At 33.8% G+C, this 24,541-nt stretch carries 17 protein-coding genes; 6 read left to right on the top strand and 11 right to left on the bottom strand.

All coding sequences use genetic code 11. The features are described from left to right. Positions 1-363 precede the first annotated feature (363 nt). The 4 genes from ACQKCJ_RS23640 to thrA all read right to left on the bottom strand — a co-directional run bounded on the left by ACQKCJ_RS23640 (position 364) and on the right by thrA (position 6,508). Positions 364-1,044: a type I restriction enzyme HsdR N-terminal domain-containing protein gene (locus tag ACQKCJ_RS23640; protein WP_271335647.1), complete on the bottom strand. Its 681-nt coding sequence runs from the start codon at positions 1,042-1,044 to the stop codon at positions 364-366. Between the two features lie 274 nt (positions 1,045-1,318). Further along, the gene (gene thrC, locus ACQKCJ_RS23635; protein ID WP_271335648.1) at positions 1,319-2,608 is read right to left on the bottom strand and encodes a threonine synthase; all 1,290 of its coding nucleotides are present in this window, start codon (positions 2,606-2,608) and stop codon (positions 1,319-1,321) included. 393 nt (positions 2,609-3,001) lie between these two features. After that, on the bottom strand, positions 3,002-3,937 hold the full coding sequence (locus ACQKCJ_RS23630) for a homoserine kinase (RefSeq protein ID WP_271335649.1): 936 nt from the start codon (positions 3,935-3,937) through the stop codon (positions 3,002-3,004). Positions 3,938-4,060: 123 nt separating this feature from the next. Continuing rightward, positions 4,061-6,508, bottom strand: coding sequence for a bifunctional aspartate kinase/homoserine dehydrogenase I (gene thrA / locus ACQKCJ_RS23625; RefSeq protein ID WP_427403057.1), 2,448 nt, complete (start codon positions 6,506-6,508; stop codon positions 4,061-4,063). Positions 6,509-7,143: 635 nt separating this feature from the next. On the opposite strand from thrA, the gene hutH reads away from it, so the two are divergent. The 4 genes from hutH (at position 7,144) to ACQKCJ_RS23605 (ending at position 12,233) form a co-directional block, all read left to right on the top strand. After that, positions 7,144-8,658 carry a histidine ammonia-lyase gene (hutH, locus tag ACQKCJ_RS23620; RefSeq protein ID WP_427403056.1) on the top strand — a complete coding sequence of 505 codons (1,515 nt, stop codon included), beginning with the start codon at positions 7,144-7,146 and terminating at the stop codon, positions 8,656-8,658. Positions 8,659-8,706: 48 nt separating this feature from the next. Then, on the top strand, positions 8,707-9,351 hold the full coding sequence (locus ACQKCJ_RS23615; protein WP_007810732.1) for a DUF47 domain-containing protein: 645 nt from the start codon (positions 8,707-8,709) through the stop codon (positions 9,349-9,351). Positions 9,352-9,383: 32 nt separating this feature from the next. After that, the gene (locus ACQKCJ_RS23610) at positions 9,384-10,718 is read left to right on the top strand and encodes an inorganic phosphate transporter (protein WP_271335653.1); all 1,335 of its coding nucleotides are present in this window, start codon (positions 9,384-9,386) and stop codon (positions 10,716-10,718) included. Between the two features lie 159 nt (positions 10,719-10,877). Then, positions 10,878-12,233 (top strand): SMI1/KNR4 family protein, encoded by a 1,356-nt coding sequence (locus tag ACQKCJ_RS23605; protein WP_427403055.1) that lies wholly within the window; start codon positions 10,878-10,880, stop codon positions 12,231-12,233. A 92-nt stretch (positions 12,234-12,325) separates the two neighbouring features. Here the strand turns inward: ACQKCJ_RS23605 and ACQKCJ_RS23600 are convergent, their stop codons facing one another. The 6 genes from ACQKCJ_RS23600 to ACQKCJ_RS23575 form a co-directional block, all read right to left on the bottom strand. Continuing rightward, positions 12,326-13,642, bottom strand: a complete 1,317-nt coding sequence (locus ACQKCJ_RS23600; protein ID WP_271335655.1) for a serine hydrolase domain-containing protein — start codon at positions 13,640-13,642, stop codon at positions 12,326-12,328. Next, complete coding sequence (locus ACQKCJ_RS23595; protein WP_271335656.1) at positions 13,639-14,256, bottom strand: hypothetical protein; 618 nt, start codon at positions 14,254-14,256, stop codon at positions 13,639-13,641. Before ACQKCJ_RS23595 ends, ACQKCJ_RS23600 begins: the two co-directional genes overlap by 4 nt. Beyond that, positions 14,253-14,588 (bottom strand): PadR family transcriptional regulator, encoded by a 336-nt coding sequence (locus ACQKCJ_RS23590; protein WP_271335657.1) that lies wholly within the window; start codon positions 14,586-14,588, stop codon positions 14,253-14,255. Before ACQKCJ_RS23590 ends, ACQKCJ_RS23595 begins: the two co-directional genes overlap by 4 nt. Before the next feature lie 107 nt (positions 14,589-14,695). Next, complete coding sequence (locus tag ACQKCJ_RS23585; protein WP_271335658.1) at positions 14,696-15,214, bottom strand: DUF421 domain-containing protein; 519 nt, start codon at positions 15,212-15,214, stop codon at positions 14,696-14,698. Positions 15,215-15,423: 209 nt separating this feature from the next. Beyond that, the gene (gene rimK / locus ACQKCJ_RS23580) at positions 15,424-16,794 is read right to left on the bottom strand and encodes a 30S ribosomal protein S6--L-glutamate ligase (protein ID WP_271335659.1); all 1,371 of its coding nucleotides are present in this window, start codon (positions 16,792-16,794) and stop codon (positions 15,424-15,426) included. A 141-nt stretch (positions 16,795-16,935) separates the two neighbouring features. After that, positions 16,936-19,482, bottom strand: a complete 2,547-nt coding sequence (locus ACQKCJ_RS23575) for an ATP-dependent Clp protease ATP-binding subunit (RefSeq protein ID WP_271335660.1) — start codon at positions 19,480-19,482, stop codon at positions 16,936-16,938. A gap of 258 nt (positions 19,483-19,740) precedes the next feature. Here ACQKCJ_RS23575 and gyrA point away from each other — a divergent pair, with 258 nt between their 5' ends. Together gyrA and ACQKCJ_RS23565 are read left to right on the top strand one after the other, a co-directional pair. Beyond that, positions 19,741-22,386 (top strand): DNA gyrase subunit A, encoded by a 2,646-nt coding sequence (gene gyrA / locus ACQKCJ_RS23570; protein WP_271335661.1) that lies wholly within the window; start codon positions 19,741-19,743, stop codon positions 22,384-22,386. 38 nt (positions 22,387-22,424) lie between these two features. Then, positions 22,425-23,693, top strand: coding sequence for a tetratricopeptide repeat protein (locus ACQKCJ_RS23565; protein ID WP_271335662.1), 1,269 nt, complete (start codon positions 22,425-22,427; stop codon positions 23,691-23,693). A gap of 67 nt (positions 23,694-23,760) precedes the next feature. On the opposite strand, the gene ACQKCJ_RS23560 is transcribed toward ACQKCJ_RS23565, so the two are convergent. Beyond that, positions 23,761-24,177: an OsmC family protein gene (locus ACQKCJ_RS23560; RefSeq protein WP_271338766.1), complete on the bottom strand. Its 417-nt coding sequence runs from the start codon at positions 24,175-24,177 to the stop codon at positions 23,761-23,763. Positions 24,178-24,541: the final 364 nt, after the last annotated feature.

Genomic DNA, 24,541 nt, shown 5'->3' with positions numbered 1-24,541 from the left:
AGCTTAAATATAAGAAAATTACTATAAACTAACAAATTAAAAACATCTTAATTTATTGAAATAAAGAATATTAACACCTTAACTTAATGACATTGAGCGCGAGCGTCTCGCTCGTGAACGTTTCAATTGGTTTTTGAATTTCTTTGCGTTCACGAGTGGGACACTTGCGCTAGCTGATGATACTGTTGAATTCAATAACTTCTAAAGGGATGTAAGTTTCATTACTATTAGTATAAGCAATTGTACCTCTTTTCGCACTAATCGCAATTGGAAAAGCTTCTTCAATTGAATTGAAATCAACTTTATATGGATTATTTGTTAAGCCACTTATTATAAGGTCTTTCTTTTCTTCAGGTACTGAATTTAAAAATTCAGAAAGTTTCTCTGGTTTAAAATCGAAAGAAGCCCATAATCATTACCAAAGTAAACAACTGAGTATACCGTATACAATTCATCATTAACTTTTGTTATATTGTGAACAAATGCATGAACTATGTGAATTCTAACATTGTAGTCAAGTCCCGATTTAAGTAAATGTACTCCCAAATCAGGATGAAAATCTTTTAAATAAAATTTTTCTAGATGTAAAGGGCTTAATATAGTTGCTATTTCTCTCCAATTTTCATCTATGTTTTCTATGTCAATTTGTAGAATTGGTTGAATTTCCCTTATATTAAATGCGGTTAATTGTCTTCCATTGCATAATGCATATACGTCACATCTAACCTCAGGATTAATTGCATAACTATAGGCTTGCTCGACATTAGCACTTTTAATTATATCTTCATTAGGTCCTTTGGCGTCTAAGATCCATTTGACACCATTTTCAGTTTCAAGAATGTAATCAGGTATGATATTTATTTTTCGCTGAGTTGAACCAATATTAACAAATGGATGTGTTAATGGAATTGCTCTTCTAATTTTATTTTTACCAGATGAGGAATACCCTAGTTTTTTTAAAATAGGCATTACTATATCTTCTCTAACAGAGTCCTCTTTGTATTCAGGATTATTTAAAATTTCGAAATTTAAATCATCAAACATATTTTAAGTTATTTAATTCTTAGTTCTACTTTGTTTAATCTTTAACTGTTTATAGGCAAAACAAACCTTCGCATATACATTTAAATTTGGGTAGATAAGCGAAGCTTTTTTTTGTTTTCTTGTTTTTCATATATATATTATTTCTAGCCAATTTTTACGGATTTCCGTACTTGATATTTTATTTGCTAACTCAAAATAATTTTGGTTTAATGCAATAAAAAAACGACTGAAAATAAATCTCAGTCGTTCGATATATTATTTCATATTAGCTTTATTAACCTAAGAAACTCTTCAATTCCTCATAAGTCCCAATCTTCACACTAACTTTTTCCTCATTAATAACACTTTCAATTTGTTCCGGAATAGGAAGCGTAATTCCCAAAGCAGGCTCAACAACATCCAAAAACTTAATAGGATGTGCCGTTTCTAAGAAAACACCAATGGCGCTCTCATGTTTTTGTAATTCTTTTTTCAAACCAAGATAACCAACAGCGCCATGAGGTTCTGCGATATAACCGTTTATGCTATAAATATTTTTTAGAGCTTCAAGGGTTTCCTCATCAGTATAACTATAAGAAGAGAAATCTTTTTCGAAAGCTTTTAAGTCATTGTTGTACAATTCCTGAATCCTGATAAAGTTACTTGGGTTTCCAACATCCATTGCGTTAGAGATTGTGGCTTTAGAAGGTTTTGGATCGTATTTTCCGTTTTCTAAGAATCTTGGTACCGTATCGTTTACGTTTGTAGACGCTACAAAATGTTCGATTGGCAATCCTAATTTCTTTGCCATAATTCCGGCACAGATATTTCCGAAGTTTCCACTTGGGCAAGAGAAAATCAATGGTTTGTTTTGGCTTTTCAATGCTTTGTAAGCAAAGAAAAAATAGAACATTTGCGGCAACCAACGCGCAATATTTATAGAATTCGCAGATGTCAGGTTTTTATGCGCTAAAGACTCGTCTAAAAATGCTTTTTTTACCATATCCTGGCAATCATCAAAAACACCATCAACTTCAAGGGCTTTTATATTTTGTCCTAAAGTAGTCAATTGTTTTTCCTGAATGTCGCTCACTTTTCCTGATGGATATAAAATCACAACATCTACACCTGCAACGCCAAGGAATCCGCTTGCAACGGCTCCTCCGGTATCTCCGGAAGTGGCAACTAAAACCGTATTTTTACTGTCTTTTTTGTCTTTATTAAAATACGCCAGACAACGTGACATAAATCGCGCTCCAACGTCTTTAAAAGCCATTGTTGGTCCGTGGAATAATTCTAACGAATAAACGCCGTTTTCGACTTCTACAACAGGAAAATCAAAAACCAGAGTATCGGCGATGATTTCTCTTAAGTTTTCTTCCGGAATTTCATCACCCACAAATTGCTGAATCACATCAAAAGCGATGTCGTTGTGGCTTAGATTTTCGATTACATTAAAAAATGCAGGATTTAATGGTGTGATGTTTTTTGGGAAATATAATCCCTTATCACTTGCTAATCCTTGTATTACAGCTTCTTTAAAAGAAACTTCGGGTGCATTATGGTTTAAACTATAGTATTTCATTTCTAAATTTTAGATTTTAGATTTTAGATTTTAGAAAAAAGAGAATAGAGTATAGAAAATAGACTTTCTGTATTATCAAATTCCAATTTTTAAATTCCAAATTCCAATGGTTGTTTTTTTACCGCAAAGACCGCAAGGGATTGGTTTCTTTTGAAAACGCAGAGATCGCAAAGCTTTGTGGTTACTTTTTTTTTATTTTTATAATTGTATTGATTAACGCTTTTTTGTCATTTCGACGGAGGAGAAATCGCATCCAGAGAGCAACGTGCTGTGTGTGAGTTACTAATGTGATTTCTCCTTCGTCGAAATGACAAACTTTATGTTTCATACATTGCGTGGGCTTCGACTTCGCTCAGCCTGACAAACATGGCGTATAATTCGTGTAAATTAGTGTTATATAATTCTTACGCCATCGGGATTAATTTTCGAAACATGAATTTCATAGGGCAAATTCATGTTTTCATACACCTCACTCATGGCTTTTGCAATTTTATCAGCGGTTTCTTTTCCTCTGCTTAAAGCAAAAATCGACGGACCAGAACCTGAAATTCCAGAACCTAAAGCACCGTTTTCAATAGCCGTTTGTTTGATTAAATCAAATCCAGGAATCAAAACGCTTCTTAAAGGTTCTACGATTTCGTCATGAAGTGATCTTCCTATCAAATCGTAATCTTTTGTGTATAATCCGGCAATTAATCCGCCCACATTTCCCCATTGCATAATCGCGCTTTTTAGGGAAACGGTTTGTTTTAATACCGAACGCGCATCAGAAGTTTTCAACTCAATTTGAGGATGAACCACCGTTGCGAACAATTCTTCCGGACTGTTAATTCTGATAATATCCAGCGGAGCGTAACTTCTAACCAAAGTAAAACCTCCCAAAAGGGCAGGGGCAACGTTGTCAGCATGAGCGTTTCCGCTGGCTAATTTCTCGCCTTGCATGGCAAATTGCACCAAATCTTTACGAGAATATGGTTTTCCTAATAATTCATTAATCCCAAAAACGGCTCCGGCAGAACTTGCAGCACTGCTTCCAATTCCGCTTCCGGCTTTGATGTGTTTGTAGATTTCGATTTCGAATCCAAAATTTATCGCTTCAAAATCTTTTTCGTAAGCTTCAAGCATTGCAACGGCTGCAACTCCCGAAACGTTTTTCTCGGTTTCTAAAGGTAGATCAGCACCTACAATTTTAGTAATGCGAATTCCTTTTTGATCTACTTTACGAACAATCATTTCATCACCCGCATTGTCTAAGCAAAGTCCAAGTACGTCAAATCCGCACGAAAGATTCGCGATAGTTGCCGGGCAAAATAGTTTAATTTCTTTCATTTCTGGTTGGTTTTGCCACGAAGGCACAAAGTCACAAAGTTTTTTATTTTCTAGCTTCTAAGTTGCTAAGCTTCTAAGTCTCCAAGTATAAAAAAAACTCAGAACCTTAGCAACTTAGTACCTTTAATTGTTACCTATTCGAATTACATCTGCAAAAATTCCTGATGCTGTAACGGCTGCTCCTGCACCGGCACCTTTGATCAATAAAGGCTGATCTACGTAACGATCTGTGTAGAACAACACGATATTATCTTTTCCTTCTAAGTTGTAAAAAGGATGGTCTTTTGGGATGAATTGTAATCCTACGCTTGCTTTTCCGTCTTCGAATTTTGCTACATATTTCAATCTTGAATCTTTGGCTAAAGCCTCTTCGTAGATTTTTTCGAAATGTGAAGCATGTTTTGTTAACGATGCAAAAAAGTCTTCGTTGTTTGTTGTTGCTAAACATTCGGCTGGCAGGAACGATTCGTTGGCGATGGCATCAATATCCATTTCGTAACCGCTTTCACGAATTAAAATCAGAATTTTACGTGCAACATCGATTCCGCTTAAGTCAATTTTAGGATCTGGCTCTGTGAATCCCTGAACTCCGGCTTCTTTTACAACATCATGAAAAGAATTGTCTTTATCAAAGTTGTTGAAAATAAAGTTTAAACTTCCGGATAAAACCGCCTGGATTTTATGCACTTTATCACCTGAGGCAATTAAGTTTTTTACCGTATCTATAATTGGTAATCCTGCACCAACATTGGTTTCAAACAAAAATGGAGCGTTATATTGACGAGATAAACTTTTTAGTTTTTTATAATTGTCATAAGCAGATGAACAGGCAATTTTATTACAGGTTACAACGGCAATACTTTCTTTTAAGAATTTTTCGTAAGTTTCAGAAACACTTGCATTTGCTGTAATATCTACAAAAATACTGTTGCGTAAATTCAGTTCTTTGGCACGAGCGATAAATTCTGCCGGAATAGCATGTTCTCCTTTATCTAAAGCCGATTGCCAGTCTTTCAGGGAAATTCCGTCTTCATCAAAAAGCATTTTTCTGGAATTCGATAAAGCAATAACGCGAACGTTAATCTTCAGATTTTCTTTCAAGAACTTTCTTTGACTGTGAATTTGTTCGATGAATTTCTCACCCACATTTCCAACTCCCATTACAAATAGATTCAGTTGTTTAGTGTTCTCTTCGAAGAAGTTCTCGTGTAAAGTATTCAGTGCTTTTTTAACGTCTCTTTCGTTGATTACAGTCGAGATATTACGCTCAGAAGCACCTTGGGCAATAGCACGGATGTTTACGTTGTTTTTACCTAAAGTACTAAACATTCTTCCGCTTAAACCCTGATGGTTTTTCATGTTTTCACCCACAAGGGCAATAATACAAAGGTCTTTTTCTACAATGGCAGGATCGATTTTGTTTTGTAAAATCTCAACTTCAAAAGCTTTATTGATTGCTGCTTCGGCATTTTCAGCATCCGAATTTAAAATTCCGATACAAATAGAATGCTCAGAAGAAGCCTGAGTGATAAAAATAACATTGATTTTTTCCTGAGACAATACTTCGAACAAACGTTTTGATGAGCCCGAAACTCCTATCATTCCAGGACCTTCAAGTGTTACTAACGAAATATTATCAATATGACTGATTCCTTTTACAACAGTATCTTTTGATGAGACCTGATTAGAAATTAAAGTTCCAACGGCTTCCGGCTCAAAAGTATTTTTGATTAAAATTGGAATATTTTTTCTTAAAACAGGCTGGATCGTTGGTGGATACAACACTTTGGCACCAAAATGCGACAATTCCATTGCTTCCTGATAAGATATATTTGCAATTGGCTGAGCTTGTTTTACGATTTTTGGGTTTGCAGTAAACATTCCGTTTACATCAGTCCAGATTTCCAGTTGTGATGCGTTAAGTGCTCCGGCAATAATCGCCGCAGTATAATCAGAACCGCCACGACCTAGAGTTGTAGTGATTCCGTCAAGAGTCTGAGAAATAAATCCGGGTAAAATATTGATTTGCGATTGATTTCCGCCAAAATATTCCTGAATCAATTGGTTCGAAACTTCAAAGTTTACGACCGCTTTACTAAAATTATTGTTGGTTTTAATGAGTTCGCGGCTGTCCTTATAAATCACATCTTTATCAATTTGCTGATATGCCTGTGCGATAATGTACGACGAAAGCAATTCGCCAAAACTTAAAATAGTATCTGAAGTTCTTGGAGATAATTCGCCTAATAAGAAACAACCGTCCAGTAAAGTTTCAAGATGATTTATGATTCTTTTTACATGACTTAATAAACCGCTTTGTTCGCTTACCGGAATTAAATCTTTTAAGGTATCAAGGTGTTTTTTTTCAATTTCGGCAACGATATCTCTAAAGCTTTCGTCGTTTGCAGCTGCTTTTGCCGCCGCCGATTGTAATAAATCGGTTACTTTGCTTAAAGCCGAAACAACAACAACTAATTTATCGTGTTTAGAATTCTGGTTTATAATTTCGAGAACGAGTTTTATATTTTGAGCATTGGCAACCGAAGTTCCGCCAAATTTTAATACTTTCATTTTGATGTTTTTTTCTTTTTATGCAAATATTTTTATGTATCCAATGCCTTCCTTCTTTAAGAAAAAAGTATAGATAACCAGGATTATATGTAAAATGTATACCCCTAAGGGGTAGTTGTTGTAGTAGAAATTGTTGTAGCAGCAATTGCAACTCTTTGAGTTGTCATTGTAGATTGATATTTTGCGCTGTTACTTTTCATTTTGGTTTTCCAAAAGTACAGTTTTTTATAAAAGTTAAAAAACGTAATGCCCTTTTTGCGAATATTTTAATATTTCAAATATAAGAATTTTAATATTGAGTAATTGTTAAAATTAAAACCCTAAAGTTGGCTTATTCATATATTTAGTGCTTTTTTTATTAATGCTTTAAAATTAAACAAGACTCTATTTTTTGAATATCAATTGAAAAATCAATCTTTTTATTCTATATATTAAGTAGGGAATGCTTTTTTGAAGTAATATCTTGAAATAATCGTTCATTTTTTTGATAAATTAAGAACTGATTTTTTGTGTGATATAGATTATCAAATAGATAAAAGTGAAGAAGTGAAATGGTGCAAAATTTAATTATTATGAACAAATGTTGCTTTTTAATATTGATTTGCTGAATTTTGATGTCTTAAAATACAAACAACATGAGAGAAATCCATTATATAAGTACTGAAACCTTAAGTTTAGAAGCACTGCAAGAAATCATAGTGAATCAAAAAACACTTGAATTATCAGAGGAGGCTAAAGTAAATATTCAGAAATGCCGTGATTATTTAGATAAAAAAATGGCTTCACATTCTGAACCTATTTACGGAATCAATACAGGTTTTGGATCACTTTGTAATGTGAAAATTTCGAATGAAAATTTATCAAAACTTCAGGAAAACCTTGTAAAGTCGCATGCATGCGGAACAGGAGAGGAAGTTCCTTCTGAGATTGTTAAGTTGATGCTCTTGCTTAAGATTCAATCTTTAAGTTACGGACATTCGGGAATTCAACTGCAAACGGTAGATCGTTTGGTTGATTTTTATAACAATGACGTTTTACCTATTATTTATACTCAGGGTTCTTTAGGAGCATCCGGAGATTTAGCCCCATTGGCACATTTGTCTTTACCATTATTAGGTGAGGGCGAGGTTTTGTTTGAAGGAAAAAAAGTGCATTCAAAAGAAGTTTTAAAACACTTTGGCTGGGAACCAATCGTTTTAAAATCAAAAGAAGGTTTGGCATTATTGAACGGAACTCAATTTATGAGTGCTTACGGAGCTCATATTTTGATAAAAGCCTACAAATATTCGTATCTGGCTGATTTAATTGGAACAATTTCTCTTGAAGGTTTTGATGGAAGAAGCGAACCTTTTAACGAATTGATTCATTATATACGTCCTCATAAAGGGCAAATTATTACAGCACAACGTATTAATGAGTTTCTGGAAGGAAGCGAGATTATTGCTCAGGAGAAAAAACACGTTCAGGATCCGTATTCTTTCCGTTGTATGCCACAGGTTCATGGCGCTTCAAAAGATGCAATCGATTATGTTCGAAAAGTTTTCAAAACCGAGATTAATTCTGTTACCGATAACCCAAATATATTTATAGAAGCAGATCAGATTATATCCGGAGGAAATTTTCACGGACAGCCTTTGGCTCTGGCCTTAGATTTTATGGCAATTGCTTTGGCTGAATTAGGTAGTATTTCTGAAAGAAGAACGTATCAGTTGATTTCAGGATTGCGCAATCTTCCGGCATTTTTGGTAGATAACCCGGGATTGAATTCAGGATTTATGATTCCCCAATATACAGCGGCAAGTATTGCAAGCCAGAACAAACAATTGGCAACGCCATCAAGCGTAGATAGTATTGTATCGAGTAACGGGCAGGAAGATCACGTGAGTATGGGCGCAAACGGAGCAACAAAAGCTTTAAGGGTTTTAGATAATTTAGAACGTATTCTGGCAATAGAGTTGATGAATGCTTCGCAGGCAATTGCGTATAGAGAACCGTTAAAATCGAGTGATTTTATCGAGATGTTTTTGAGTAGTTACAGAGAAGTAGTTCCGCTTGTTAAAGAGGATAGAATCTTACATTATGACATCGAAAATACCGTTGAATTCCTTGACAGTTTCCAAATTGAAAACGATTTGTTAACAATGGCTTAACATTGCAAACTATTAATGAAGTAATTTTGCACTATCAAAAATATAAAAATGTCAATAAACAGTATTTTCCAATTTTTAGTGCCGAAAGACAAGAAATTCTTTCCACTTTTTGAAGAGGCTTCAAGCAATTTAATTGAATTAGCTTCTAATTTACACGAAGCTGTAAATCTTCCATTGAAAGAAAGAGAAGTTCTTTTTCAGAAAATTGACGAATTAGAGCAAAAAGGAGAAGACATTACACGTCAGACCAATCTTGAATTGAGTAGAAATTTTATTACTCCGTTTGATAGAGAGGATATTCACACACTTATTACTTCTATTGACAACGTTGCAGATTATTTGCACGGAGCAGCAAGCAGAATGAGGTTGTATCAGGTTGATAAGATTACAAAATCAATCAGAAAAATGACCGAAATCAATCTTGAAGCTTGTCAAAACATTGATAGTGCGGTAAAAGAATTGAGAAATTTAAAGAATTTTAAAGTCATAAAAGATGCTTGTGCCAGAATTAATAAACTGGAAAACAAGTCAGATAACGTTTATAATAAAGCAGTTTTTGAAATTTTTGAAAACGAAACAGACGCTAAAAATATTATCAAATATAAAGAAGTGTTATCTGTTTTAGAATCAGCAACAGATAAATGTAAGAGTGTTGCGAATATACTGGAATCTATTTCTGTAAAACATTCTTAAATTCAATTTATTTCATTCTGAAGTTATAATTTATGACGCTACTTATAATTATTATAGTATTAGCTTTAATTTTTGATTACATCAATGGTTTTCATGATGCTGCTAATGCTATTGCAACAGTTGTTGCTACAAAGGTTTTGACGCCTTTTCAGGCGGTTCTTTGGGCAGCATTTTTTAACTTTTTGGCTTATTGGGTTTTCGGATTTGGTGTTGCGGATACTGTTGCAAAAACAGCGCACACTATGGAGATTAACCTTGTAGTAATTCTGGCCGGTGTTATTGCAGCAATTTGCTGGAATTTATTGACCTGGTGGTTAGGGATTCCTTCAAGTTCATCACATACATTAATTGGTGGTTTTGCCGGAGCGGCAGTTGCTCATGCGATCGCTGTACATGGTTTTTCAAGTTATGTTGGTGCAGATGGAACTACACATTATTGGTATCAAATAGTAAGTTGGTATAATGCAGGAAAAGATGGGGGAATGCCTTCGGGAGTTCTTATCATTATTGCTTTTATTGTTTTGGCGCCATTATTAGGAGCTTTGGCATCTTATTTAATTTCGATCTGGTTGTTAAATGCTTCCCGTAAAATTATTGGACCAAAAATATTTACTGTAGCTTTAATGATTGCTACCGTTTGGTTGGTGAGTAGTCTTATGGTTCCTTATTCAGCGATTGATAAGCCTAGATTCGAGTCTCATTTTTGGAGTGTAGCTTTTGATCCACACAATATTAAATGGTTTTTAGTTGCCTTTATTATCTTGACAGTTAGCGCATTTTGTTTGATATTTAGTAGTTTAAATCTACATCAGGCAGATGCTGCTTTAAAGAAAATGCAATTATTGTCTTCTGCTGCTTTCAGTTTAGGACATGGAGGAAATGATTCTCAAAAAGTAATGGGTATTATTGCTGCTGCTGTAGCGGTTTATATCAATACAAACCCTGGTGTTCATATGGAAACCTGGTTAGATGTTGTATTGCCAAACGATGATTCAGGAATAAAAGGAGTAATGCCGGGATGGATTCCTTTAGCGTGTTATTCTGCGATTGCTGCAGGAACTTTGAGTGGTGGTTGGAAAATTGTGAAAACAATGGGTTCTAAAATTACAAAAGTAACTTCGTTTGAAGGTGTAGCTGCTGAAACTGCTGGAGCATTGACGCTTTATTTTACTGAGCATTTAAAAATTCCGGTAAGTACAACACATACTATTACAGGTTCTATTATTGGGGTTGGATTAACAAAACGTGTATCTGCTGTTCGTTGGGGAGTTACTGTAAGCTTAATTTGGGCCTGGATATTAACGATCCCTATTTCAGCTTTATTAGCAGGTTTAGTATACTATATTTTAAGTATATTTATTTCTTAGAAAAAAAAGATAAATGTGAGATTTAAAATCGCATTTTTAAATATAAAAAAAGCCAGTTTCAATAAAGAAACTGGCTTTTTTGTTGGATGGTATTCCTTGTTTTAAAATGATAATGTATATATATTTACATTGAAATTAATAAAGAGATTGAGCCTTAAGATGGATAAATTACATCAAATAGAAAGAATTAAAAAGAAGTTGATCATTGCAAAAAATGCTGATAAAGATTTAAAGGTATTTGGTGCAGGAAGTCACCAGTATATTTTAGGAGAACCAGTAAGTAAGGATCAGATTTCAGAATTTGAAAAGGAATACAATTTGATACTTCCCGAATGTTATAAGGCATTTTTATTACACATTGGTAATGGTGGAGTTACATTCGAAAATTCTTCGGCTGGACCAGCTTACGGAATTTATCCTCTGGGAAAAAATACAAATGAATTTATAGATGAGAATGCTGAGCTGTATTTAAAAAAAGATTGTAATATTCATCCAAAAATGTCAGATGAATTTTGGTCTGATCTGAATAAAAATATTGATGATAATGATGATATTTCTGATGAGGGTTTTGATCTTGAATTAGGAAAAATATTTTCAGGATTATTACCCATCGGTACTCAGGGGTGTAATTATTATTATGCTCTTGTTTTGAACGGGAGATATAAGGGAAGCATTGTAAATGTTGACATTGGCAGACAAAAGCCGTATTTTGCTTTTGAATCTGATTTTTTAGATTGGTACGAAAGATGGCTTGATGGAATAATCCCTGAAAATGTAATGTTAATCGAACCTGATTTGTTTCGATATACATTAGGAGGAACGTCGAATCATATTTTAGAAGTATATTTTTCTTCGAATGAAAATGACACTAAAATAGAATGTTTAAATGGAATCTTAAAAAAGCAACAACTTGATTTAGGAACTTTAGATATTCTGGAACAACAATATAAAGTAGCTGTTGGGAAAATTCAAAAATTATTACTTCAAATACTTACTAAGTTTGATTACGAACGTGCAAAACCTCACTTGGTTGATTTTACAAAAGAGAGTTTGTTAGCTGTTTTTCAGTTTGTATTTTGGTATGCTAAGGATAAAAGTTCAGATTGGTTAGATACGATCAAATCAAATACTGAAAATATTAATGACGATGAAATTTTTAGTTTTTGTACTTATTTATTAAAAGAAATGAATTTTGATTACGGAGATATTATTGTTCCTTTTACTTTAAATAATAATGAAGGCATAAGAGTTAGTGCTTATTATTCGCTTGGTCAATTAGAGAATAAAAGCAATCATATTGATACATTTATTCTCGGGTTAAGGGATAATTCGAATAGAGTTATTCATACGGTATTACAGGCTTTGGATGGAGTAGAAGATCAAAAACTTTTAGAACATTATAAATTTATAGCCGAAAAATTTCCGAAAGAGCAGGATTATATTTTAGTAAATCTAAATCATAGACTTAAATCTTTTGGTTTGAATAATAAGACTGTAAAAGGAATGAAAATTTGATTAGATCAATAGAAAAATATATCAGTTCAAGAAATGAAAAAAGCTAGTTTCAATTTAGGAACTAGCTTTTTGTCTGACTTGTATTTCTTGATTTATTCTTTAGTAAATGTATATTCTTTTCCGCCTTGTTTTAAGATCATTTCTTTTTTATCAGGGTTGAATTCTAGTGCGATACCTGCCTGATCAAATTTAAAAATGTTGGCGGCAGCTGCTTCTAATGGAAAAGAGGGTTGTCCCGTTGCCTGGGCGATCAATGTTTTATCTTTTTTTGAAATGGCTATTTTTAACGGGATTTGTGGGCTCCCGTAATTGCCTAAATATGGATCCAGTGTTTCAGTCGTAATGGCAATGGTGGTAAAATCCGGCATTGTATAAGGTTTGTGAAAATAAGAACTCAATGCGCAAAGTAAGATACTATTGTTGTCATAATTAATTCCGTTTGAAGTAATGGCTAATGCTAATTTTTCATTTGGGAAATAGCTTAAAACAGATCTGAAACCATCAATTCCTCCGGTATGACCATAACTTTTTAGTTCAAAGTAAGGAAACTCAAAAATTCCCATTCCGTATTTGTCTTTTAGTGTTTTCATCTCATTTAGATGTTCAATAGAAACAATTTTACCTGCAAAAAGATTTTCGATAAATAAGTTTAAATCTGTTGGGTTAGAAACAATTCCGCCGGCTCCAAGCGGAATCGACATATCGGTTTCATTTTCTTTATTCCATTTTCCATCAAATGTATATGAAAAGCATTCGTTATTTTCTATGCTTGTTTTTCCGCCTAAATAAGTGTTTTTTAATTTTAGAGGACTGACAATTTTTAGATTTAAAATTTCTCCAAATTTCTTTTTGTAAACATCTTCAAGTATAAAAGATAATAAAACGTAGTTAGAATTACTGTATTGACCTTTTGTATTAGGCTCAAAAGTACTATCTCCTCCGGCTATTCTTGCGATCATTTTATCTCTGGATTGAAATTCAGTACTCCATTTTAAATAATCCTCATCATTGGTGAAATCATGTATGCCGCTTCTGTGGTTTAGTAAATTGCTAATTGTAATGGTTTTTGCATTTTTTACTGTTGGGAAATATTTATCAATAGTTTGATTCAAGTTGATTTTTTTCTCTTCTACAGCTTTGAAAATCATCGAAGCTGTAAACATTTTAGAAATTGAACCTATTCTGTATTTTGTGTTTATACTTGATTTCTTAGAACTGGCAATATCATCGTAACCAATTGATTTGGTATAAATTGTTTTTCCGTTTTCAGAAATTGAGATGCTTCCCATATATTTATTGTTCTTTTCTAAAAGAAGAAATAAACTATCTAATCTTTGAGGATTGAAATTTTGACTGAAACCAATTGTCGTGATAAGTGTAAATAAACTGGTAATAATAATTTTTTTCATACTAAGGTTTTTTGGTTGATTGATTTTTTGAATTTTAATAACAGGGTAATAAGGAAATAAAATAATACGATTGAAAGCAACATGACAGGAATGAACCAGTTGCCAAGAACTTCTATGGTTTGGGTTTTTAACTGACTTTCGGGATTTACTATTCCGAGTATAAAAACAGAGTAAGAATCGGGTTTAATATGTAATCCCACAAGTGACGGATAGAATATTTTCGCAAAAATCAGGAAGACAAAGCCAAATAGGAAAAGGTATAAAATAAAGAAAAATATATACGAAACGCCATTTGTAAAGTTTAATATCAATGCTTTAAAAACATGAACAGGGTTAAAAGTTTTTGTTGCCTGTTCGAGTTTTTTATCTGCGACAAGTGGTTTTAAAACTTCTTCCGGAATCCCTAATTTCTCAATTATATCCAATAGTGAATCTATTTCATTTGCATTATTTCTATGCTGAATAGATTCAAAAATATGGCTGTTGAATTCCATATAAATATCATCCTGATTGATTTTTGATAATGAAGCCGTTGCTTTTTTAATACGCTTCATGTAATCGTTATAAATTCTCTGTGAAGCTTTTTGTTCGAATTTGATATCTTCTATTCTCATTGAATGATTTTTTTGATTGATTTTTCAAGATTTTCCCAATAGATATTCATCTGACTTAAAGTTTCGATTCCGGCTTCGGTCAAGGAATAATATTTTCGGGGAATACCAGTTTCTTGTTCGACCCATTTTGATGTTACTAATTCTTCTGTTTTCAATCGGTTCATCAAAGGATAAAGAGTTCCTTCGGCGATTTCTATCTCGGTATGTTTTCTTATTTGTTCGATAAGTTCATAACCATAGTACTCATGATTTTTAAGTACGTTCAGGATGATAAAAGTTAAGGTGCCTTTCTTTACCTGCGATTTCCAGTTTGTTACAAATGTTTCGTTCATATTTCAAATGTATAACAAAATACATAGTATAACAAAGTATATGGCTAAGTTTTTTTATTTTATATGTTTAAAGTGTTGATTTTTAAATATTTAAATTTTAAAAAAGATCACTTTTGCAAATTCTTGCGATTGTGTTTTCTTTTGTAATGTGTTTGTTTGAGGTTCTTTTTGTCCTGAGATATGATACTTATGGTGCCGTCAATTTCAAGCATAGCGAGCTTTATATCTGTCAAATGTTCTAAACCGTGCTCACGTGCCGCTTCTTTTAGTTCATCGTGAGAGATGTCTAATTTGCTTAGGGTTTTAAAATCTAACACGCCATTGTGAATCAGAATTTCTGGCTTATCTAGTAATAAATTATTAAGGCCTTTGTATTTATGAGTCAGTTTTTTTATAATAAAATTGATTATAAATAAAGCTAAAGCAGCAATTAAACCTCCGGAAAGACTTGTGTCTGGGCCAACCATTGCATTTTGAACCGAGTTACTGATCAGTAAAATAAGAATAATATCTGCAGTGTTTAATTGCGAAAGTTCCTTTTTTCCAAAGAGTCTAAGTGCAATTGTCATGAAAAAATATACAGCTATACTTCTTGCAATAATATCTAAATAGGGGTATAGCGCCATTTTTTTTGAGTTTAAATTTAAAAAAAGCTTTGTCAAAGTTTTAAACTTTGACAAAGCTAGTCTGCACATTTTTGTCATCCCGAGGAACGAGGGATCACACTAGAAGCTCCGCAAAGTAAATCGATAATCGTTGTCGAGTTTCGAGTGTGATCCCTCGTTCCTCGGGATGACAATATTGCGATTATTTTGTTGCTAAAAGCTAAATGAACTTATATTAGTTTAAAATTCTTTTCAATCGCTTTGATCATTTCGCCTGCAATATCTTTATTGGTAGCACCTTCGATTCCTTCAAGACCAGGAGAAGAGTTGACTTCCAGTAATAACGGTCCTTTTGAAGAACGAATAATATCGACCCCGGCGACTTTTAAGTCCATAGCTTTTGCAGCTTTTATGGCAATCTTTTTCTCTTCGGCAGTTACTTTTATTACAGAGGCTGTTCCTCCAAGATGAATGTTTGCTCTAAATTCTCCCGGCATTGCTTCACGCTGAATTGCTGCAACAACTTTTCCGTCGATTACAAAACAACGAATATCTTTTCCGTTTGCTTCTTTGATGAATTCCTGAACAAGGATGTTTGCATTCAAACTCTTAAAGGCATTGATAACACTTTCTGCCGCTTTTTTGGTTTCGGCCAAAACAACCCCTTTTCCTTGTGTTCCTTCCAATAATTTTACAATTAAAGGTGAACCTCCTACCATTTTGATTAAATTGTCTGTATCCAAAGGAGAATTAGCAAAACCAGTTGTTGGAATATCAATTCCGCTATTCAAAAGCAACTGCAATGAATATAATTTATCCCGGGATTGTGTTATGGCTGAAGCCGAATTTAAAACAAAAACCTTCAATGCTTCAAATTGACGTGTAAGAGCGCAACCGTAGAAAGTAATGCTTGGTCGGATTCTTGGAATAATAGCATCAAATTGGTTTAATATCTTTCCACCGCGATAATGAATTTCAGGTGTTTTTGCGTCCAGCTTCATGTAACATTCCTTGATATTCAAAAAATGCATTTCATGACCGCGCATTTCACCCGCTTCCATGATTCTTTTATTGCTGTATAATTCAGGATTACTCGCCAAAAGTCCGATTCGTAGACCAGAAGTCGCTTTTTCTGAATTTTGATATAGTTCTTTTAATGTTTCAGGAGTAGGTTGTCCTAACATGTATTTTTCTTCAGGATCAACCAATACACGTCCGCTCATGGCTTCACGGCCTAAAAGCATTCGAAAACCCATCGAGTCACGATTGGTCAAAGTCATTTCGATTGGCCATTTTACATCACCAAGCTTAATGCTGGTTTGAATCACGTAACGATGTTCTCTGAAGCCACTTGAACTTTTTACGATTCTTTTGTCAACCAACGGAGCTTCGCAATGTATGACGGTTTTAATGTTATTCTGAATTGGATTAATGTCAAATTTTACCCAATTGGCATCATTTTTTATAAAAGGAGCTATGTTTATCGCGTGCATTGCCGAAGTTTTAGCACCAGAATCGACGCGAGCTTTGATTGTCGGGATTCCTAGTTCTGGAAATGCGCACCATTCTTCGCTACCTAAAATGACTTTATTTTGAAGCATACGTTATTATTTATTTATAGAATATAATAGCCAAAAATAGCTATTTGCTTTTACTAAAGGTAGTAATTTATCTAAAAAAAATACCCGTTATGTTATGAAAACGTAACGGGTAAATTAAATTTGTTATGAGTTTGAAATAATCTATTGATTAGTTGGCTCTTCGGCTTTGTGTATTTCTACAGAAAGCTCTTGGGAATCATCTTTTAAATCCATTAAGATCTCATCGCCTGAATGTATTTTTGAAGTGATGATTTCTTCTGCTAACAAATCTTCAACATATTTCTGAATTGCTCTTTTTAGAGGACGTGCTCCAAATTGTCTGTCAAAACCTTTCTCAGCAATAAAAGCTTTTGCTTTATCTGTAAGATTCAATTTGTATCCTAGTTCAGAAACGCGTGAATATAGTTTTGCAAGTTCAATTTCGATAATCAAATCAATATCATGTTTCTCTAATGCGTTGAATACGATTACATCATCAATTCTGTTTAAGAATTCAGGAGCAAAAGTTTTTTTCAATGCATTTTCTATAATGCTTTTTGAGTTTTCATCAGCCTGAGCTACTTTCGCAGCAGTTCCAAATCCTACACCTTGTCCAAAATCTTTTAACTGACGCGCACCAACATTCGATGTCATTATAATGATAGTGTTTTTAAAGTCGATTTTGCGACCTAAACTATCTGTTAAATATCCGTCATCAAGAACCTGAAGCATCATATTGAATACATCCGGATGCGCTTTTTCGATCTCGTCTAATAACACAACACAATATGGTTTTCTACGAACTTTTTCAGTCAATTGACCACCTTCTTCGTATCCTACGTATCCCGGAGGCGCTCCAACTAAACGAGAGATCGCAAATTTCTCCATGTATTCACTCATGTCAATACGAACTAATGCATCTTCAGAATCGAATAACTCTTTTGCTAAAACTTTCGCTAATTGTGTTTTACCAACTCCAGTCTGACCTAAGAAAATAAACGAACCAATTGGTTTGTTAGGATCTTTAAGTCCGGCTCTGTTACGCTGAATAGAACGGGCAATTTTTAAAACTGCTTCATTTTGACCAATTACTTTGTTTTGAATTAATTCAGGTAATTTGGCTAACTTATTGCTTTCTGTTTGTGCAATTCTGTTTACAGGAATTCCGGTCATCATAGAAACAACATCGGCTACATTGTCTTCTGTAACTTCAATTCTGTTGTTCTTAGAATCTTCTTCCCATTGTTCTTGTGCAACAGCAAGATCTTTTTCAATGCGTTTTTCATCATCGCGAAGTTTGGCAGCCTCTTCGTATTTTTGTTTTTTGACTACCATGTTTTTCATTTCACGAACTTCTTCTAACTGACGTTCCAAATCAAGAATTTGTTTAGGAACATCAATATTAGTAATGTGTACGCGAGATCCGGCTTCGTCAAGAGCATCAATAGCCTTGTCTGGTAAGAAACGCTCAGACATATATCTGTTCGTTAATTTAACACAAGCTTCAATTGCTTCCTGAGTATAAGTTACATTGTGGTGATCTTCATATTTATCTTTAATGTTGTTTAAGATTGCAATAGTTTCTTCAACAGATGTTGGTTCAACGATTACTTTCTGAAAACGTCTTTCAAGAGCACCATCTTTCTCAATATATTGTCTGTATTCATCAAGAGTTGTAGCGCCAATACATTGGATTTCACCTCTTGCTAAAGCAGGTTTAAACATGTTTGAAGCATCAAGAGAACCTGTTGCTCCACCAGCGCCTACGATAGTGTGAATTTCATCAATAAAAAGAATGATATCGTCATTTTTCTCCAGCTCGTTCATCACGGCTTTCATTCTTTCTTCAAACTGACCGCGGTATTTTGTTCCTGCTACTAAACTGGCAAGATCAAGGGTAACCACACGTTTGTTGAAAAGGATACGAGATACTTTCTTTTGGATAATACGTAAAGCAAGTCCTTCTGCAATAGCAGATTTACCAACTCCAGGCTCTCCAATAAGTAGCGGGTTGTTCTTTTTTCTACGGCTTAGAATTTGAGAAACACGTTCAATTTCTTTCTCGCGTCCTACAACCGGATCCAGTTTTCCTTCTTCTGCCATTTCTGTTAAATCTCTCCCAAAATTATCTAAAACCGGAGTCTTTGATTTTTTGTTTGACTTATTGGCGGGATTATTAAAACTACTTTCTTTTAGACTGTCATCTTGTCCTGAATCGTCATTATACGATTCGTTTCTTGGCAAGTTTTCTAAGAATTCTTCTTCGTTTGGAGTCATATTTAAATATTGTTCTTTAGCTATGTCATAATCTATTTTTAGTTTATTCAATAGTTTGGTTGTGGGATCGTTTTCGTTTCGTAAGATACACAAAAGCAAGTGCGCCGTGCTAATCGACGAGCTCTGAAATACTTTAGCTTCCAGAAATGTGGTCTTCAGGGCTCTTTCCGCCTGGCGCGTAAGATGAAGATTCTTCTTTTCGGCATTTACTTCAACGCTTTGATTGGCTGGACTCAGTATTTCTACTTTCCTGCGTAAATGATCTAAATCGACTGCAAGGTTATTAAGTATATGAATAGCTTTTCCGTTTCCATCCCTTAAAATGCCTAGCATTAGATGTTCAGTACCAATAAAGTCGTGGCCCAAACGTAAGGCTTCCTCTTTACTGTAGGTAATAACATCTTTTACTCTTGGTGAAAAATTATCATCCATAATATATAATTGGTATTGTAAATTTAGTGAATTAGTGTTTGAAAAACAAAAACCATACCCTTCAGAAACTCCTGACAGCTAAGAGACAAAAAAAATAACAATAAAAGCGTTAAAATACGCTTAATTTATTAACCAAAAGCTAAAAAAAAGTTGTTAATAAATCATTGAAATAAGTGTAAGTAAATAGCTGAAAAAATTCCAAAAAAACGTATCTTGGCACGCTTTGAAACTAATATAATTATTTAAACATAACAACTTATGTCTGAAGGAGAAAAGTTAATTCCTATTAACATTGAAGATGAAATGAAATCTGCTTATATCGATTATTCGATGTCAGTAATTGTATCGAGAGCACTTCCGGATGTTAGAGATGGCTTGAAACCAGTGCATCGAAGAGTTCTTTACGGAATGTATGATTTAGGTGTAACTTCAAAATCTGCCCACAAAAAATCTGCTAGAATCGTAGGAGAGGTTCTGGGTAAGTATCACCCACACGGAGATACTTCTGTTTATGATGCGATGGTTCGTATGGCCCAGGAATGGAGTATGCGTTATTTATTAGTGGATGGTCAGGGTAACTTTGGTTCTGTAGATGGCGATAGTCCTGCAGCAATGCGTTATACTGAGGCCAGAATGCGTAAGATTTCAGAAGACATCATGGCAGATATCGAAAAAGAAACAGTTGATTTTCAATTGAACTTTGATGATACTTTATATGAGCCAAAAGTAATGCCAACCAGAGTTCCTACTTTGTTAATCAATGGAGCAACTGGAATCGCGGTAGGTATGGCAACAAATATGCCTCCACACAATTTAACTGAGGTTATCAACGGAACACTTGCGTACCTTGATAATAACGATATCGAAATTGACGAATTAATGACGCATATTAAAGCTCCGGATTTTCCAACTGGAGGTATAATATATGGTTATGAAGGTGTTCGTGAAGCATTTAAAACCGGTAGAGGGCGTATTGTAATGCGTGCTAAAGTTGGTTTTGAAGAAGTTGACGGAAGAGAATCTATTATTGTTACCGAGATTCCATATCAGGTAAACAAAGCCGAGATGATCAAACGTACGGCTGATTTAGTTAATGATAAAAAAATTGAAGGTATTGCGAATATTCGTGACGAGTCAGATAGAAATGGTATGCGTATCGTTTATATCCTGAAACGTGATGCTACGCCAAACGTAGTTTTGAATACTTTATATAAATATACGTCTTTACAGTCTTCTTTTAGTGTAAACAATATTGCGCTTGTAAAAGGTCGCCCACAAATGTTGAATCTAAAAGATATGATTCATTATTTTATTGAGCACCGTCATGATGTAGTAGTTCGCAGAACTCGTTTTGAATTGCGTAAAGCAGAAGAAAGAGCGCATATATTAGAAGGTTTAATTATTGCATCTGATAATATTGACGAAGTAATTGCATTAATCAGAGGTTCTAAAAATACCGAAGAAGCTCGTGAAAAATTAATCGAAAGATTTAAATTGTCAGATATTCAGGCTCGTGCAATTGTTGAGATGCGTTTACGTCAGTTAACAGGTCTGGAACAAGATAAATTAAGAGCTGAATACGAAGAATTGATGAAGTTAATCGAGCATTTGAAAGCTTTATTAGCAGATGTGGTTTTAAGAACGAACTTAATTAAGGAAGAACTTGAAGAAATTCGTGAGAAATACGGAGATGACCGTCGTTCTCAAATTGAATATTCAGGTGGAGATGTAAGTATTGAAGATTTAATTGCTGATGAAAATGTAGTGATTACAATTTCTCATGCAGGTTATATCAAACGTACCAACTTAACAGAATACAAAACTCAAAATAGAGGAGGAGTTGGACAAAAAAGTGCAGGAACAAGAGATCAGGATTTCCTTGAGCATATGTTCGTTGCAACCAATCACCAGTATATGATGTTCTTTACGCAAAAAGGTAAATGTTTCTGGATGCGTGTTTACGAAATTCCGGAAGGAAGTAAAACGGCAAAAGGAAGAGCAATTCAAAACTTAGTAAACATTGAAAGTGATGATAAAGTAAAAGCTTTCATTTGTACACAAGACTTAAAAGACAAAGATTATATCAATAGTCATAATCTTGTAATGGTAACTAAAAAAGGTCAGGTTAAGAAAACATCTTTAGAGAAATATTCTAAACCAAGAGTAAATGGTGTTGCTGCAATTACAATTAAAGAAGGTGATGAATTACTTGAAGCTAAATTAACAAACGGAGAAAGTCAAATTATCCTTGCTGTTAAATCTGGTAAATTAGTTCGTTTTGAGGAAACTAAAACACGTCCGATGGGAAGAACAGCTTCCGGAGTTCGCGGAATTACCTTAAAAGATGATACTGATGAAGTAATTGGTATGGTTACGGTTGATAAGGACAATGTAAACGACTCGCAAATTTTAGTTGTAACTGAAAACGGATACGGTAAACGTACTAAATTAGTTGACGACGATGGTGAAGATGTTTACAGAATTACAAACCGTGGAGGAAAAGGTGTTAAGACACTTAATATCACAGAAAAAACAGGAAAATTAATTTCGATAAACGCTGTTAGTGATGCTGATGATTTAATGATTATCAACAGATCTGGATTAACAATCAGAATGGCAATTGAAGATTTACGTGTAATGGGTCGTGCAACTCAGGGAGTTCGATTGATTAACTTAAAAGGTAAAGATTCTATCGCTGCTGTAACGAAAGTTATGAAAGATGATGTTGCTGAAGTTATTGTTGATGAGGACGGTAATGTTATCGAGTCAGTTATCGAAAGAGTAAAACCTGATTTAGAAGTTCTTGAAGATGATAGTCCTGTAGAAGATGACGATGAGGATGACGATTCAGAAGAAGAATTAGAAGACGAAGATGATTCAGAAGAAGAAGAATCTGAAGAATAAAATTTAACCACTATAATTAAATATACAAATTGAATACTATGAAAAGTAAATATGTAATACTTGCGTCAGCATTATTGATTTCAGTAGCTACTTTTGCTCAAAAAGATCAAATCAAGAGTGCTGAAAAAGCGTTAAAAGGAGGAGATGCTCAAGGAGCAGTTGCAATTCTTAAAGATGCTGAAAATTTGGTTGTAAATGCCAAAGATGTTGAACAGGCTCAGTACTACTTTGTACAGGGTAATGCTTATTTAGCTTTGGCAGATAAAAAAGTAGAAGAAAGTAAAAACCTTTCTCTTGCTGCTGAAAGCTATAAAAAGTTAATTGATGTTGAAAAAGCTTCTGGAAAATTAAAATATTCTACTCAGGCTGCAGCTTCAATTACTGATATTAAAGGAAAGTTGATTAATGCAGCTATTGCAGATTCTCAGGTAAGTAAACATGCTGACGGTGCAAAAAAATTGTATGATGCTTATTTATTAGATAAAAAAGATACAATCAATTTATATTATGCAGCTTCAACAGCAGTAAATGCTCAGGATTTTGATCTTGCTTTACCAATGTACGAAGAATTAAAAAAATTAAACTATTCTGGAAAAGGTACTAGCTATTTAGCTGTAAATAAAATTTCAGGTAATGAGGATAATTTTAATAGTGCAAAAGATAGAGATTTAGCTGTAAAATTAGGAACTCACGAAAAACCTAAAACTGAAGCTATTCCTTCTAAAAGAGGGGAAATTTATAAAAATTTAGCTTTGATTTTAGTTCAAAAAGGACGTAGTGAAGATGCTAAAAAAGCAATTGCTGATGCTAGAAAAGCAAATCCTGAAGATAGTTCTTTGATTCTTACAGAAGCTAACTTGTATTTAGAATCTAAAGATTATGATACATACAAAAAATTAGTAGGTGAAGCTTTAGAAAAAGATCCAAAGAATGCTGATTTGGTTTTTAATTTAGGTGTTATTAGTGGAAATGCTAAAAACAATGCAGATGCTGAAAAATACTATTTGAAAGCGATCGAAATCAATCCAAATTATGCAAATGCTTATCTTAACCTGGCAGCTTTAAAATTAGAGGCTGAAAAACCAATTATTGATGAGATGAATAAATTGGGTACTTCTGCAAAAGATATGAAACGTTACGATGTGTTGAAAGCACAAAGAGAAAATGTTTTTAAAGGAGTTATTCCTTACCTTAAAAAAGCAAATGAATTAGATCCTAAAAACGAAGATGTATCTAAAACATTATTAGGTGTGTACAAAGCATTAGAAATGACTGCTGAAGCAAAAGCATTGAAAGCTACAATGTAATAATTTCAGATTAAATATAAAAAGCCATCTTGTTTTGAATAAGATGGCTTTTTTTTTGATTAAATTTCTATTCTAAAGTTACAGAAAGTGTAATTGTGGTATTTAAAAGTTTAGAAATCGGGCAGATTTCTTTTGCTTTTGCAGCCGTTTTTTCAAATTCTTCAGCTGAAATATTTGGAACTTTTCCTTTTAGGTCTAAATGGATTAATGTAATTGTCCCGTCTTCAAAAGTAACTGTCGCTTCTGTATTTAAATCATCTGCCGTAAAACCGCCTTCGTTAAGTAAAAAACTTAATTGCATCGTAAAACAGCCTGAATGTGCTGCTGCGATCAATTCTTCAGGATTTGTTCCAACCCCGTCAGCAAATCTTGTTTTAAATGATAATTGAGCATTATCCAGTGTCGTACTTTGTGTACTTATACTTCCTGTTCCTTCCATGCCTGTTCCTTTCCAATTGGCATTCGCTTTTCTTGTAAATTTCATCTTCGTTGTTATTAGGATTAATAATTGAATTTGTTCATTTATAGAGCATCAAAAAATGATGTGGTTATCAAATATAATCAATATTTTAGAGAATTGTTTTATGAATTTAAGTTGAGATTGTTAAGTTTCAGGTTTCAAGTATGAAATAGGAATGAAAAATTTTACCGCAAAGTTCGCAAAGGGTTAATTTTGGATTGTGCACAGAAAAACACAAAGTTCGCAAAGCTTTGTGGTGAACCAGCTTTGGAAACTTTGTGTTTGTCAATATATGGGTATTTCGGTCGGACCGTGCCACCCATTTCGGTTGAAATGGTGCCACTTTGAAAGAGATTACAATAATACAAAAAAGTTTGTTCAGTTTAAA

The organism is Flavobacterium sp. NPDC079362 (genome assembly GCF_050267765.1).
GTDB classification, from domain to species: domain Bacteria; phylum Bacteroidota; class Bacteroidia; order Flavobacteriales; family Flavobacteriaceae; genus Flavobacterium; species Flavobacterium azizsancarii.
The sequence above is the reverse complement of the archived record's forward strand: the minus strand, read 5'-3'. Positions and strand labels throughout refer to the sequence as shown.

Bases quoted from the DNA above. Each gene is read 5' to 3' on its own strand.
- ACQKCJ_RS23640 (WP_271335647.1), bottom strand. From the start codon at position 1,044: ATGTTTGATGATTTAAATTTCGAAATTTTAAATAATCCTGAATACAAA.
- thrC (WP_271335648.1), bottom strand. From the start codon at position 2,608: ATGAAATACTATAGTTTAAACCATAATGCACCCGAAGTTTCTTTTAAA.
- ACQKCJ_RS23630 (WP_271335649.1), bottom strand. From the start codon at position 3,937: ATGAAAGAAATTAAACTATTTTGCCCGGCAACTATCGCGAATCTTTCG.
- thrA (WP_427403057.1), bottom strand. From the start codon at position 6,508: ATGAAAGTATTAAAATTTGGCGGAACTTCGGTTGCCAATGCTCAAAAT.
- hutH (WP_427403056.1), top strand. From the start codon at position 7,144: ATGAGAGAAATCCATTATATAAGTACTGAAACCTTAAGTTTAGAAGCA.
- ACQKCJ_RS23615 (WP_007810732.1), top strand. From the start codon at position 8,707: ATGTCAATAAACAGTATTTTCCAATTTTTAGTGCCGAAAGACAAGAAA.
- ACQKCJ_RS23610 (WP_271335653.1), top strand. From the start codon at position 9,384: ATGACGCTACTTATAATTATTATAGTATTAGCTTTAATTTTTGATTAC.
- ACQKCJ_RS23605 (WP_427403055.1), top strand. From the start codon at position 10,878: ATGGATAAATTACATCAAATAGAAAGAATTAAAAAGAAGTTGATCATT.
- ACQKCJ_RS23600 (WP_271335655.1), bottom strand. From the start codon at position 13,642: ATGAAAAAAATTATTATTACCAGTTTATTTACACTTATCACGACAATT.
- ACQKCJ_RS23595 (WP_271335656.1), bottom strand. From the start codon at position 14,256: ATGAGAATAGAAGATATCAAATTCGAACAAAAAGCTTCACAGAGAATT.
- ACQKCJ_RS23590 (WP_271335657.1), bottom strand. From the start codon at position 14,588: ATGAACGAAACATTTGTAACAAACTGGAAATCGCAGGTAAAGAAAGGC.
- ACQKCJ_RS23585 (WP_271335658.1), bottom strand. From the start codon at position 15,214: ATGGCGCTATACCCCTATTTAGATATTATTGCAAGAAGTATAGCTGTA.
- rimK (WP_271335659.1), bottom strand. From the start codon at position 16,794: ATGCTTCAAAATAAAGTCATTTTAGGTAGCGAAGAATGGTGCGCATTT.
- ACQKCJ_RS23575 (WP_271335660.1), bottom strand. From the start codon at position 19,482: ATGGATGATAATTTTTCACCAAGAGTAAAAGATGTTATTACCTACAGT.
- gyrA (WP_271335661.1), top strand. From the start codon at position 19,741: ATGTCTGAAGGAGAAAAGTTAATTCCTATTAACATTGAAGATGAAATG.
- ACQKCJ_RS23565 (WP_271335662.1), top strand. From the start codon at position 22,425: ATGAAAAGTAAATATGTAATACTTGCGTCAGCATTATTGATTTCAGTA.
- ACQKCJ_RS23560 (WP_271338766.1), bottom strand. From the start codon at position 24,177: ATGAAATTTACAAGAAAAGCGAATGCCAATTGGAAAGGAACAGGCATG.